At 58.1% G+C, this 14,024-nt stretch carries 6 protein-coding genes; all 6 read left to right on the top strand.

Going from position 1 to position 14,024, the window contains the following annotated elements; translation table 11 throughout:
- The first annotated feature begins 13 nt into the window (after nt 1-13).
- Genes RWK44_RS32580 through RWK44_RS32555 form a run of 6 tightly spaced genes read left to right on the top strand, consistent with a single transcriptional unit; the run spans nt 14 to nt 13,911 of the window.
- Nucleotides 14-3,745 carry a DUF6079 family protein gene (locus RWK44_RS32580; RefSeq protein ID WP_316029974.1) on the top strand — a complete coding sequence of 1,244 codons (3,732 nt, stop codon included), beginning with the start codon at nt 14-16 and terminating at the stop codon, nt 3,743-3,745.
- Nucleotides 3,746-3,748: 3 nt separating this feature from the next.
- Nucleotides 3,749-5,617 carry an RNA-binding domain-containing protein gene (locus tag RWK44_RS32575; RefSeq protein WP_316029973.1) on the top strand — a complete coding sequence of 623 codons (1,869 nt, stop codon included), beginning with the start codon at nt 3,749-3,751 and terminating at the stop codon, nt 5,615-5,617.
- Nucleotides 5,614-8,397 (top strand): DNA methyltransferase, encoded by a 2,784-nt coding sequence (locus tag RWK44_RS32570; RefSeq protein WP_316029972.1) that lies wholly within the window; start codon nt 5,614-5,616, stop codon nt 8,395-8,397. Before RWK44_RS32575 ends, RWK44_RS32570 begins: the two co-directional genes overlap by 4 nt.
- Nucleotides 8,394-11,207 carry a DEAD/DEAH box helicase gene (locus RWK44_RS32565; protein WP_316029971.1) on the top strand — a complete coding sequence of 938 codons (2,814 nt, stop codon included), beginning with the start codon at nt 8,394-8,396 and terminating at the stop codon, nt 11,205-11,207. The genes RWK44_RS32570 and RWK44_RS32565 overlap by 4 nt, the downstream gene beginning before the upstream one ends.
- Entirely contained in the window at nt 11,204-13,198 is a 1,995-nt protein-coding gene (gene pglZ / locus RWK44_RS32560; protein WP_316029970.1) for a BREX-3 system phosphatase PglZ, read from the top strand. The genes RWK44_RS32565 and pglZ overlap by 4 nt, the downstream gene beginning before the upstream one ends.
- Entirely contained in the window at nt 13,195-13,911 is a 717-nt protein-coding gene (locus tag RWK44_RS32555; protein ID WP_316029969.1) for a hypothetical protein, read from the top strand. The genes pglZ and RWK44_RS32555 overlap by 4 nt, the downstream gene beginning before the upstream one ends.
- Nucleotides 13,912-14,024 lie beyond the last annotated feature (113 nt).

The following is a 14,024-nucleotide window of genomic DNA, read 5'->3' as shown; positions in this document are numbered from 1 at the left end:
GGGGGAACACGGGATGCCGATGCGTTATGGCGATCTCATACAGTTTGAGCCGATCGAGTCGGTCATTCAACTTCTGGACGCCAATCGTCCCGACGAGGCGAAAAAGCTTGTTTCGACCTATGTCATTTCCGACGACATGGCAGAACGGATTGCGAAGCAAATGATCCCGCAACTCTCGTTCGACGAGGCTGTGGACCATAAAGGCGTACTGGTTGTCGGCAACTACGGGACTGGTAAGTCGCACCTCATGTCGGTGCTCTCGTTGGTCGCTGAAGACGCCGCCTATGCACCGATGATCCGACATCCCAAGGTGGCCGACGCAGCAAGTGCCATTGCAGGCAAGTTCAAGGTTCACCGGATCGAGATTTCCAGCCAGATGTCCTTGCGGGACATCGTCACCCAACAGCTTGAGGTATTTCTGGAAAAGCACGGCGTCAGCTATTCCTTCCCGCCGGCAGACAAGGTCATCAATAACAAGGCCGCCTTCGAAGAGATGATGGCAGCGTTCGCCGATGTCCATCCGAACCACGGCGTGCTCCTCGTGGTCGACGAATTCCTCGAATACCTGAGATCGCGGAAGGATCACGATCTCGTTCTCGACCTGTCGTTCCTTCGTGAGATCGGCGAGGTCACAAAGCACCTCCGCTTCCGGTTCGTGGCCGGCGTTCAGGAAGCGATCTTCGACAGCAGCCGCTTCCAGCATGTTGCCGACAGTCTTCGTCGTGTGAAGGATCGATTCACACAGATACTCCTCGCCCGTCAGGACGTCAGTTTTGTAGTAGCCGAGCGCCTCCTGAAAAAGACGGCGGATCAGCAAACCAAGATCCGCGCTTACCTAACGCCATTCGCCAAATTCTATGGCTCGATGAACGAGCGCTTGGATGAATACGTCCGACTGTTCCCCGTGCATCCTGACTACATCGGAACCTTCGAGCGGCTCGTGTTCACCGAGAAGCGCGGCGCGCTGGTTACACTTAGGGATCAGATCCAGGCCATCCTCAAGGATGACGTGCCCGACGATCGGCCGGGGCTGATCGGCTACGACCAGTTTTGGGAGACGGTCACGTCAAATTCCGTGCTGCGTGCGGATCCGAACATAGGACCAGTGCTCAAGGTGTCCGAGGTCCTATTGGAGCGTGTGAGGAAGGCATTCACCCGCCCGGCATATAGGCCGATGGCGCTCCGCATCATTGACGGACTTTCCGTCCATCGCCTGACGACAGGCGGCGACATCTATGTACCCGTGGGGCCGACCGCTGAGGAACTCCGCGACACCCTCTGCCTGTTTCAGCCGGGCATAGAAGACATGGGCGGAGAGCCGGAAGCCGACCTGCTTTCTCTTGTTCAGACCGTCCTCCGGGAGACATTGAAGACCGTCAACGGCCAATTTATCTCGAAAGCGCCCGACACCGAGCAGTACTATCTCGATCTGAAGAAGGACGTCGACTATGACGCCCAGATCGAGAAGCGAGCTGAAGCCTTGTCCGATGACATACTCGATCGTGCGTACTACAGCGCGATCCGTCAGCTTATGGAGCGCACCGACGAAACCACCTATGTCACCGGCCATCAAATCTGGCAGTACCAGATCGAATGGCAGGACCGGCGCGTCGAGCGCAATGGTTACCTCTTCTTCGGCGCGCCCAACGATCGGCCAACGGCTCAGCCCGAGCGTGACTTCTACATTTATTTCATCCAGCCGTTCGAGCCGCCGCGGTTCCGTGACGACCATAAGGCGGACGAGGTCTTCTTCCGGCTGAAAGGGCTCGACGACGCGATCAGGCGTCATCTCTCTTTCTATGCAGCCGCTCAGGATCTTGCATCCACGGCCAGCGGCGGCGCGAAGTCCATCTACCTCGACAAAGCCAAAGACGCCCTGCGTGACATGAGCAAGTGGCTGCAGGAAAAACAGATGACAGCCTACGAGGTCACTCATCAAGGCAAGAGCAAGACCCTGCAGGAGTGGACCAAAGGGGTCTCGCTGCGCGACAAGGCCCGTATGGGGCCGGAAGAACGTATCAACTTCCGCGACGTCGTGAATGTCATCTCCGGCCTCGCGCTGAACAATCAATTTGCCGAGGTGGCTCCAGAATATCCGACATTCTCCGCGCTTGTGACCGACGCGAACCGGAAGCAGCTCGTCGGCAACACCCTGCGCGCGCTCGCGGGCGGAAACCGCACTAAGGACGCCGTTGTCATCCTCGACGGACTCGAGATGCTCGATGGCGATCGCATCGACCCCACACGGTCTCGGTACGCGCAGGAGGTCTTGGCTCGACTGAAAGCCAAGGGCCATGGCCAGGTGCTGAACCGCGGCGAGCTGGTCAGCGGCCACGCGGAGGTCGAATATTTCGCGCCGATCAAGTTCCGCCTCGAGCCGGATCTGCTGACAACCGTTCTGGGTGGCCTGGTCTATGCAGGCGACATCGTGCTCGCAATCACCGGCGACAAGATCGACTCCGGTAAGATCGTGCTGCTCGCGGAACGGTCACTCGATGAACTCGCACAGTTCAAGCACGTCGAGGCGCCGAAGGAGATCAACGTAGCTGTCCTTCGCTCGTTGTTCGAGATGTTAAGTCTGCCGCCCGGATTGGCCCAGCAGGCTACGCAAGGGGCCGACGAGTCAGTCAAACGGCTGCAGGAGGAGGTAGGGAAGCTCACGCGGCGCGTCCTCAGCGCGACCACCGACATGGCTGCCCGGATGAGCTTCTGGGGCCAGGCACTCTTGCGGAACGAGGAGATCGGCGACTGGCGCACAAAACTGGATGCACTCAAGGCCTTCACGGAAAGCCTGGCACCTTACAACACTGTAGGGAAGCTCAAGAATCTTCGTATCGGCTCCGACGACATCGTAGCACAGAAAAAGAATCTCGATGTATTGGAAGCGGTCGAAGGGATTTTTGCGCTCGTCGGCGATCTTGGCAATACGGCAAGCTATCTATCGCAAGCCGAAATGATCCTGTCGGCAGATCATGCCTGGGTGAAGCAGGCGCACGAGACCCGGAAGCAAGTTCTCGATAAGCTTGCTGCGGACCGGACCGCACGGCATTCGGCCGAGCATCGGCAGACACTCGCCCGGCAGAAGAAAGAATACATCACCGCCTACGTCGCACTGCATAGCCGGGCGCGCCTCGGCGTCTCGGAAGAGACGACCAAGACCGCCTTGCGGAAGGATTCGAGGCTGGTCGCAATGCGGCAACTAGCCAGCATCGAACTGATGCCAACCAGCCAGCTCACCAATTTCGAGGAGAAGCTGGACAAGTTGAAGAGCTGCGCATCGCTGCTCGACTCCGATCTTGCGGGCACCCCCGTTTGCCCCCACTGCAACTTTCGCCCGGCGAACGAGCAAGGGGACCTGCTGCCTGCGGCAAATGTCCTGAAGCAGCTCGATGACGAGCTTGACCGTCTTCTGGAAGGCTGGGTTCAGACACTGGTCGACAACCTAGAAGACCCGATAATCCAGTCCAACTTCGAGCTGCTGAAAGATTCATCGCGCAAGATCGTGACGGGCTTCGCGCAAAACAAAGCTCTTCCTGAGTTCGTTACGCCCGAGTTCATCGCCGCGGTTCGGGAGGCGCTGTCGGGTCTAGAAAAGATCAATATCACTGGAGAAGACATCAGAACGGCGTTGCTTGAAGGCGGATCGCCGGCAACACCGGATGACTTGCGCAAGCGGTTTGAGCGTTTCCTCAACGACCGCAGCAAAGGTAAGGATGTGACCAAACTCCGCTTCGTGGTGGAGTGAGCCATGACGCGCGATGAGTTTCTGGCCCGACTCCAGTCCGTCGAATGGGACGACATTGAATTCAAAGAAGCGACGTGGGCTGTTCCGAAGTCCGCACTTGAAACGGTGAGTGCATTTGCCAACACCGAAGGTGGTCATCTCGTCTTCGGTGTAAAGGAATCGAATGGGACGTTTTCCGTCACGGGAGTCACCGAAATCGACAAAGTTCAGAACGACTTTTTCGGCCAAGTGCGTGATTCACAAAAGATCAGTGCTTTACTGCCGATTACAGGCGATATTCACACGATGCCGGAAGGCTCCGTGATCTGCCTTTATGTCCCGGAAGCTCCAAGACACGAAAAGCCGGTCCACTTGGACCGAAACCCGAAACGGGCTTATGTCCGCAAAGGTAGTGGGGACCGCGCATGCACGGCGGAAGAGCTTCTGCGCTTTATTCGCGATGCAGGAACCATCACTTACGACTCCGAGACGCTGGATTTGGATCCGACGAAATGCTTCGACGAGGGTACGGTCCGCTGGTATCGGGCGAGATTCGAAGCCAGCAATCCTGGTGAGAACGGCGCCGCAGATGACATCTCATTCTTGCGCAAGTGGGGCTTTCTCGTCGAGCGCGAAGGCAAAATTCGGCCAACTCGGGCTTCCATCGTCGTTCTAGGATCGGGCGAATATGTCCGACAGGAACTGCCGCGGCTTGTCGTCGACCTCCAGCTTTATCGGCACGGTGCGAGCGAGTATGCGCCGAGTGTTCGCTGGGCCGACCGGGTGACCATCGAATCAAACCTGATTGAAGCCTGGAAGGCCATACTTGACTTCTACCTCAAGCACAGCGAGAAGCCGTTCGCCGTGGATCCGACGACGTTGCGCAGGCATGACGACCCGCCCGACTACATCTCGTTTCGCGAAGCTGCCATCAACCTTCTCATCCATCAGGACTTTGGTGACGCCACGCGTGTGCCGGTCATCCGGTTCTTCCGGGATCAGGCCGAGTTTTTCAATCCGGGCGATGCGCTGGCGTCGCGCGAACAGTTGCTTGATCCCGGCGATAAAGAGGTTCGCAACCCGCGAATTGTGGGTGCATTCCGCCGCATCGGCCTTTCCGATCAGGGTGGGACTGGCGTTGGAGCGATTTTCGACGGTTGGCGGCAATTGGGGTTTGTCCCGCCCGAGATCGAGAACGACAAGGCGGAGAAGAGCTTTCGCTTGCGGCTGCGCAGGGAGAAGCTCGTCTCCGAGGAGCAGCTTTTGGCACAAGCCAGCCTTGGTGTACAGCTTTCCGAGCACGAAGCCGCCGTCTTCGCCTATCTGATCCGGAATGGCGAAATAGACCTTGCCGACATCAAGGCGCTAACCGGCCTTCCCGGTCCTGCGGTCCGCGAACTTGCACAGCGCTTGGCCGTACAAGTCATCCTCAGGCCTAGCGTTGGCATCCAGGGAAAATTCGCCCTAGCTGATCACTTACGCACCCGGTTTCTCGGACCAGCGGAAGATATTAACGCGCAAAGACAGCTAGTTACGAAAACCGATACCGATAACGGGGCGACTGTACAAGTCACTGAACAAGTCGCTACAAAGGACACCGAACAAGTCTCTGTAATGAAGGAGCTTACGGACATCCAATGGGTGATCGTGCAGCACGCCGATGCGTCTCGCACTCTGGCCGAGCTCATGGCCTACACGGGCTATAACCAAAGGGCGCACTTCAAGATGGCGCATGTTGAGCCGCTGTTGGACGGTGGAATTCTCCGAATGACCGTTCCCGACAAACCCACATCCTCGAAACAGAGGTATGTGCTAACCAATGCGGGACTGAAATTGAAGACGCTGCGCTTGGATTACGAGACGGCCACGGCGAGGAAAGAGACAGGCGAATGACGGACAAACTCAAACTCGAATCCGTTTCGACTGGGGGTGCGGTTGAGTGCCTGGGACAGACCTTTGCCTCAGACCAAGCACGGAGGGAGTTTTTCCTGAAACTGCTGGAGGATAAGCTCAAGGATCCCACTTTTCGAAACCAGGAGGGGTTTCCGAAGGGGACGGACGAGGCGATCCTCGCGATGTCGGATCCGCCCTACTACACCGCGTGCCCTAACCCGTGGCTGAAGGATTTCGTGACGCATTACGGCAGGCCCTATGATCCAGCCGAGAAATACGCGCGCGAGCCAATGGCGATTGACGTCTCCGAAGGTAAGACCGACCCGATCTACAAGGCGCACTCCTATCACACGAAGGTACCGCATCTGGCCATCGTGCCGTCGATCCTGCACTTCACCGAGCCGGGCGATATCGTGCTGGATGGCTTCGCTGGATCCGGGATGACCGGTGTTGCGGCGCAATGGTGTGGCACCGCGCCTGCGGTGTATCGCCACAAGCTGGAGAGTGAGTGGAAAAAGGCCGGAACGGCAGTACCGAAATGGGGCGCGAGACGCGTCGTGCTGAATGATCTGTCCCCGGCTGCGACCTTTATCGGTGCGAATTACAACCTGCCATTCGATGTTGATGCCTTTGCCAAGGCAGGCAAGCAGCTGCTCCGCGATGTCGAGCGCGAGATCGGCTGGATGTATGAAACGCTGCATTCGGACGGCAAGACGAAGGCTCGGATCGAATACACGGTCTGGAGTGAGGTGTTTTCTTGCCCGGAGTGCGCTGGAGAGATCAATTTTCTTCAGGAAGCCCTAGACGACAAGACGAAGCGAGTTCACGAGACTTTTCCTTGCCCACACTGCGGCGCGAGCATGAATAAGGATCGCCTCGAACGAGTTCTTGAGAACATTAGTGATCCAGTTACCCGCGACATTTGGAAGCGCGTCAAATTTCGCCCTGCCATTGTTGTCTACGCCGTTGGAAAACGGCGGTATGAGAAGAGCCCGGATGAGAACGACCTTGAACTGATTAGACGGATCGAAAATTTAGGGATTCCGGATAATGTTCCCACCAGGCGTTTCCCGATCGAGCAAATGTACCATGGCTCGAGGATTGCCCCAAAAGGATTCACCCACATCCACCATTTCTTCTTGCCCCGAGCAGCCCAAGCAATGGGTATGCTTTGGAAGAAGGCAATGGAGCAGCCAGATCCTCGAGTTCAGGCAATGCTCCTGTTCATGGTTGAGCAAGCCGTCTGGGGCCTTTCGGTTCTGAACCGTTACCAGCCGATTCAGCAAGGGCGTCCAGGAGGATCGCAAGTCAACCGTCAGATGACCGGTGTATATTACGTTGGATCACAACACGCAGAGTGCAGCCCATGGTACAATCTCGATGGCAAACTAGATCGACTAACAAAAGCGTTCCGCGGCTATAGAACTTTTAACAGTTATGCCAGCGTTAACACCGGCACCGCTGCTGGGATCCCAGTCCCTGATTGTAGCATTGATTACGTTTTCACAGACCCGCCTTTTGGTGAGAACATTTTCTACGCGGACTTAAACTATCTAGTGGAGTCTTGGCATGGCGTGACGACAGATGCCCGTCCAGAAGCGATTATGGACAAATTCAAGGACAAGGCGCTCCCTGAATATCAACACCTCATGCAGCGATGCTTTGCGGAATACTATCGTGTTCTGAAGCCCGGCCGGTGGATGACGGTGGTATTCTCCAACAGCAAGGCAGCGGTCTGGAACGCGATTCAGGTTTCGCTTCAACAGGCCGGTTTCGTGGTGGCCGAGGTGACTGCGCTCGACAAGATCCAAGGCAGCTATCGGCAGGTTACCTCGACAACGGCGGTCAAGCAGGATCTCGTCATATCCGCCTACAAGCCGAATGGTGGACTGGAGCAGCGGCTTGCCGAGCGCGGTGCGGCGCCGGAATCCGCTTGGGATTTTGTGCAGACCCATCTTCGCCAACTCTCCGTCTCCAAGTCGAAGAACGGTGCGTTGGAATTCGTTGTCGAGCGCGATCCTCGCCGCATCTATGATCGGATGGTGGCATGGTTCGTCCGCCACGATGTTCCAGTGCCGCTTTCGACCGAAGAGTTTCTCGATGGACTTCGAAGCCGCTTCCCGGCACGCGATGGCATGGTGTTCCTACCCGAACAAGTCACTGAATACGACCGGAAGCGTGCGCAAGTCACTCAAGCGCCGCAGATGGAGATGTTCGTCGCTGACGAGCGCAGCGCCATCGACTGGCTGACCGACTTCCTGCGCAAGCGCCCCTCCACCTATCAGGAAGTGCATCCTGAGTTCACCACGCAGCTCGGCGCTGGCTGGAAAAAGCACGAAACGCGCCCGGAGCTGTCGGCGCTGCTGGATGACAACTTCCTACGCTATGACGCTTCCGGCGACGTACCCAGCCAAATCCACAATTACCTGTCGACGAACTATCACGATCTGCGGAACCTCGAAAAATCGGACCCGCGGCTGAAGGCAAAGGCCCGTGATCGCTGGTATGTGCCCGACGCTAACAAGGCGCAGGATCTGGAGCAGAAGCGGGAAAAGGCCCTGTTGAAGGAATTCGAAACCTATCGGGCCGCCCCAGGTCGACGCTTGAAGGAGTTCCGACTCGAAGTGCTGCGCGCGGGCTTCCGCTCGGCGTGGTCAGCGAAGGACTTCACGACGATCATCTCGATTGCCCAGAAGGTGCCGGAAGAAGCGCTGCAGGAAGATGAGAAGCTGCTGTTCTGGTACGACAGCGCGCTCACCCGCATGGAGCCTAATGCGTGACACATGCGGTCCTCGGATACGGCATCGGCGATTGGTGCTGGCATGCACGGCATGCCGCGCCTTGCCGTGTCGTCGACCGTCAGGACGTCTGGGGCGAAACCGCCTATCGCGTCTGGCTGCCCGCCAAGGATGCCGTCGTCCGAGCGCGTGGGAATGACTTGTTGCCACTGGATAAGGTCCAGCCCACGGTCGAACATATTCTCCACACAGCGGCAGCGGCAAAGCTGCTCGATGCGCTCGAAGACAATCTGTTACTCGCGCCGATCCAATCGAGCGTTGTACCGCTTCCGCATCAGCTCTATGCTCTGAACCGAGTGATGAGCCGCGACCGGATCCGCTACCTGCTGGCGGACGAGGTGGGGCTCGGTAAGACTATCGAAGCCGGTCTCATCCTCCGCGAACTGAAGCTGCGCGGAATGGCCAAGCGGATTCTCGTGGTCGCCCCTAAAGGGCTGGTGCGACAATGGCAGGCCGAGATGCGGCTCCATTTCGGCGAAACACTGCAGTACATCGAGCCTACCGAGCTCTCAGCGTTTCGCCAGTGGCGCAATGACGAGGAAAACCTCTGGCGGCTGCACGATCAGGTGATTTGCTCCCTCGATTCGGTGAAGCCGCTGGAGGCGCGTCGTGGCTGGAGCTTTGAACAGCTCAGTACCCACAACCGGGAACGCTTTGAGGATCTGATTTCGGCATCCTGGGATCTCGTCATCATCGACGAGGCGCACCGCATGGGCGGGAGCACGGATCAGGTCGCGCGCTACAAGCTGGGCGCGGCGCTCGCCGAATCCGCCCCCTACTTGCTGCTCCTTTCAGCGACTCCCCACCAAGGAAAGACTGACCAGTTTCATCGCTTGTTGCAGCTACTCGACCGGGATTCGTTCCCGGATGAGAGCAGCGTGATGAGTGAGCGGGTGCGCCCTTTCGTCGTCCGCACCGAGAAGCGCGTCGCGATTGATGCCGACGGGAAACCATTATTCAGGCCGCGCATGACCAGGCTCCATCCGGTGGCCTGGCAGGACCGTCACGCGGCTCAGCAAAAGCTGTACGAGGCTGTCACGGACTATGTCCGCCACGGCTACAACCAGGCCGTGGCCGCGAAGCAACGGCACATCGGGTTCCTGATGATCCTGATGCAGCGGCTGGTGACGTCCAGCACAGCCGCCATCCGCACGACGCTCGAAAAGCGACAGGCCCTGCTGGACCAGCCGCAGCTCCAGCCGTCCCTGTTCGAAACGGCAGACTTCGATGAATGGGCCGAACTCGATGGCCAGACTCAGGTGGAACTCGCCGTGCAGACCAGGGGCTGGGAGATGGAGAAGGCTGAGGTCGACACCCTGCTCGAACTAGCCCAATCCACTGAGGCTCAGGGCACGGACGCCAAAGCCGAAGCGCTCCTAGAACTGATCTATAAGCTTCAGCAGGAAGAGAACGATCCTGAGCTGAAGGTGTTGGTCTTCACCGAGTTCGTGCCAACGCAGGCGATGCTCGCGGATTTCCTCGAAAGCCGCGGTTTCTCAGTCGCTACGCTAAACGGGAGCATGGATCTCGAAGCACGCGCTCGGGCCCAAGGGGTTTTCTCCCGCGATGTGCGCATTCTGATCTCGACCGACGCCGGTGGCGAAGGTCTGAACCTCCAGTTCTGCCACGTCATCGTGAACTTCGATATGCCTTGGAATCCCATGCGAGTGGAACAGCGCATCGGCCGCGTCGATCGTATCGGCCAGCCGCACATCGTGCGCGCGATCAACTTCGTCCTGCAGGGCACGGTCGAGCATCGTGTGCGCGAGGTCCTGGAGACGAAGCTTGCCGTCATCGCCGAAGAGTTTGGTGTGGACAAGGCTGCCGATGTGATGGACTCGGTCGAAACAGAGCCGCTGTTCGACGAGCTGTTCGTCCAGGGAATCCAGAACCCAGATGCGGTCGAAAGCGAATGCGACGTGGTTGTTTCCCACCTTCGGTCGACCATCGCGGAAAGCCGGAAGAGTCGCGAGCTCTTCTCGGAGGGGCACCCGCTTGATGCGGACGATGCCCGCAAATGGAGAGACCACCCAGCACAGTTTTGGTTGGAGCGGGCGATCACGACCGGACTACCTTCGCGCGGCGGGGAGGCTGTCAAGGAAGCCGATGCCTGGCGGGTGCGTTGGGCGGATGGCAGCGAGTCAGCCAAGGTCTGCTTCGACGCAAGAACAGCCGAAGAGCGGCCTGACCTTGAATGGGTGACGCTTGAGGATCCCCGTGCTCGGGCTTTGATCAGCGATCTGCCGCGCTGCGTTTCGGGCCAACCGCTGCCTACTGTCCGGATTACCGGACTTCCCGAAAGCGTCCGGGGCGTATGGTCGCTTTGGGAGATCAGCCTATCCGCCGATGATTTCGGCCGACGGCGATTCCTTTCCGTCTTCGTGAACGACGAAGGGCGGACCTTCTTGCCGACAGCGAAGCGGATCTGGGACCTTCTTCTGACGGAGCGGATAGAGACCATCGGAGCAGTCACCGCCGGAGATACCGACAGCTGCTTTGATCGGTCAAGAAATGTCGCACTCGCTCAGGGTGAACGCATATTCGCGGATCTGGTTGAGGAGCACAGGGCCCGAATACAGGACGAGCGTGTCCGCGCCAAATACGCTTACGATGCGCGATCTCGAGCCATCGGCCGAGTCGGCCTGCAGGCCGTGCGGGATTACCGGCGCAAGCGTCTAAAGTCCGACCATGATGCCCGCATGGCGCAGCTCGACTCAGCCGAGGGATATACCCTCGATTTGAATGCCGTCCTTATGTTACGCGTCGGCGAGCCGGCGTCTGGTGCATCATGAGCGCTTGGACCGATCGCATACTGCAGGAGTTTCCTCCTGATCTTTCCCGCTTCTGGATCGCCTGCGACCCGGATGATCTTCTGTTGGACGAGCGCATCCTTTACGACCTACAAGAGCAGGGTTTTGAAGTGCTGCCCTTCGAGGATTCTGTCGCCTTTCGAACAGAATACGAAGAGCGCTATCGGGCGGCATGGGATCGCGGCGAGGAAGGGACATCAAAGGCGCTCGTCTTGCAACTGCGCGGGACCGACGTTAATGCGCTGCCCTGGGATTACGTCCGCATGGGACGCAAAGTCAGCCTGAGCCTGGCCGACCTGTTTCCTAGGCTGAGCTATGGCGTAATTCGGCAGATCGACTCGGAGCACCACGAAGCCTTATTTCTAGCGCACAACAAGCACGCCACTCAGCCGCTTGGAGAAGGAGCAACGAAGGAATTCATTCTCACCCACATCTTCCGCTTCAGCCCTTACCTGCTCAGCAGGCCCGAAGACTTGTGGCGGGAAGTTTTGCGGATCCATTACCGCGGAGCTGGCTTGCCAGATCTTCTCGCGGACCATGTTGCGGCAATCTTGAAGAACACGCATCTTGGGGATCTGCGTGTCGCGGAGCTTTTGTCGTCCAAGAGCTACATGTTGCGCGTCGTGCAGGATGCCTGGGACCGCTTCTTGTTGCAGTATGGGATCCAGAGCGACCGGACTTTGAACGACGCGGCAGATGCATCCCCTGAGGTTTTAATTCCGTTCGAGCATCCTGACGTGAGGGTCATCATCGACACGATGTTCCTCGAAGGGGCCCTTCAGCCTGTTGGTGCGTCAGGTTCGGCGGCTGATATACCGAGCTGGGTCCAAGTCGGTCTGGTTGATAATCCCCAGGCACTTGGCAGCCTTGTGTCGGAAGGCGTGAAGAGGATCGCCGCCGACCTGCCAGAAGTGGAGGCAAGTCATCGCGATTGGGTGGAAACAGCTCGTAGGCTTGGAGAGGTCATCTCCCGATTTAACGGTCTGAGCGTAGCGCTCGCCGAACCTATACGGCAACAGGTGTACACTCTACAGCGCGAGGCGGACGAGCGGTTGAAGGACTGGCTAGTTCAGCACTACGCGAACCTGCCGTCTCTACCAGCCGCGAAAGGGCCGGTGATGGTTCATCACGTGCCCCGGTATCTGGCACTGCGTCGGAACGCCGGCGAAGAACGCATCGCGCTCCTTGTGTTCGATGGTTTGGCAATGGACCAATGGATCCAGATCCGAGAGCACTTGGCGGCACACGTACCCGGTTTTTCAGCAGAGGAAGGTGGGTGCTTCGCATGGCTGCCGACGCTGACTTCTGTCTCACGACAGGCTCTGTTCTCCGGTCTCAAACCCCGTGAATTTCCGAACTCGATCGAGACCACGTCTCAAGAGCCGTCTTTATGGACTCGCTTCTGGCAGGAGAACGGGCTTCGCAAGCTAGAGATTATTTTTCAGAAAGGCATGAAACGAACGGAGCAACTGGCTGAGTTGGAGGAAGCCATTTCCCTACCGACTACGAAGGTAGCCGGAATCGTCGTCGATATGATAGACGAAATTGTCCACGGGGCGATGCTAGGCAAGCGAGGCATCGCCGGGCAAATCAGTGCGTGGTGTGATACCGGGTTCGTTGAAAAACTGTTGCTACTGCTCACTGACCAGGGATATGAGATTTATCTCACCGCTGACCACGGGAACGTTGACGCCGAAGGCATTGGCCGCCTTAGTCAAGGAGTCGTGTCTGAGCTGAGGGGCGAAAGGGTTCGGACCTATCGCAGTGAGGCTCTGGCAGCGTCAGTGCCGCCAGAAATCAATGCCTTCCGGTTCGACAGTCCTGGACTGCCGTCCGACTTCTTGCCGCTATACGCTGGCACGCGAGGAGCATTCGTTTCGAAAGGTAACCGGATCGTCGCGCATGGCGGGATTTCGGTCGAGGAACTAATCGTCCCATTCGTGAAAATAAGCATAAAGAGAATGACTTCATGAGCTCGCCGTCGCCGCAAATCGGTTTCGACCGCTTCATCCAGTTGGACTGGGCTGCAACTGCCCTGCGCATCAGAGCGGGCATGGCAACTGTCGGCGATCTCATGGAGGTTCTGGACTCGTCGCACACTGGGGCGGCAGCGAAAAAGAAGACGAAGACTGTGCTTAATCGCCTGTGGCTGGATCCGCGGCCGGACCTGGTCGACTTTGCAGATCGCGGCGTTCAAATCTATCTCGACGCACTCGAAGCCTCCGCTCCTACGCTGACCTGGGGCATGGCCCTCGCAACCTATCCATTCTTCGGAAGAGTGGCGGAGATCGTTGGCCGGCTGACAGCGCTTCAAGGCGATTGCGGCTCAGCAGAGGTTCATCGGCGTATGGCTGAGATATACGGAGAACGGGAGGGCACACACCGCATGACGAATATGATTTTGCAGTCTCAGGCGAGTTGGGGCGCGATCGAACGACTTGATAAGGGTAGGCGGATTGTGCGCAAGCAGGCGGTCGATCTGCACGGATCACCGCTTGGCGCTTGGCTTGCCGAGGCTTGCTTACGATACACCGGACGGGCGCTCACGGTAACCAACTTAGAAGCGAATCCAATTATCTACCCCTTTGTTCTCGGGGGCTCCGCAGCGTACCTTCTTTCCAAGGCGCGAGGTCTTGAAGTGCGAGTGGATAGCTCGGGGAGCCAGGTCGTCGGCTTGGCGAGTTGAAGCGTAAACTGTGTTACGCTTTTAACGAGTTACCTGGATCGCAGCCCGATCCTTCGGCCCGTACTAACGGGGAAGAACGAGGACCAGCCAGCCGCGCCTATTGATCAAAATAG

Origin of the sequence: Rhizobium sp. 25PS6 (genome assembly GCF_032464655.1) — a bacterium.
Lineage (GTDB): Bacteria > Pseudomonadota > Alphaproteobacteria > Rhizobiales > Rhizobiaceae > Rhizobium > Rhizobium laguerreae.
This window is presented reverse-complemented; position numbering and strand designations above follow the sequence as displayed.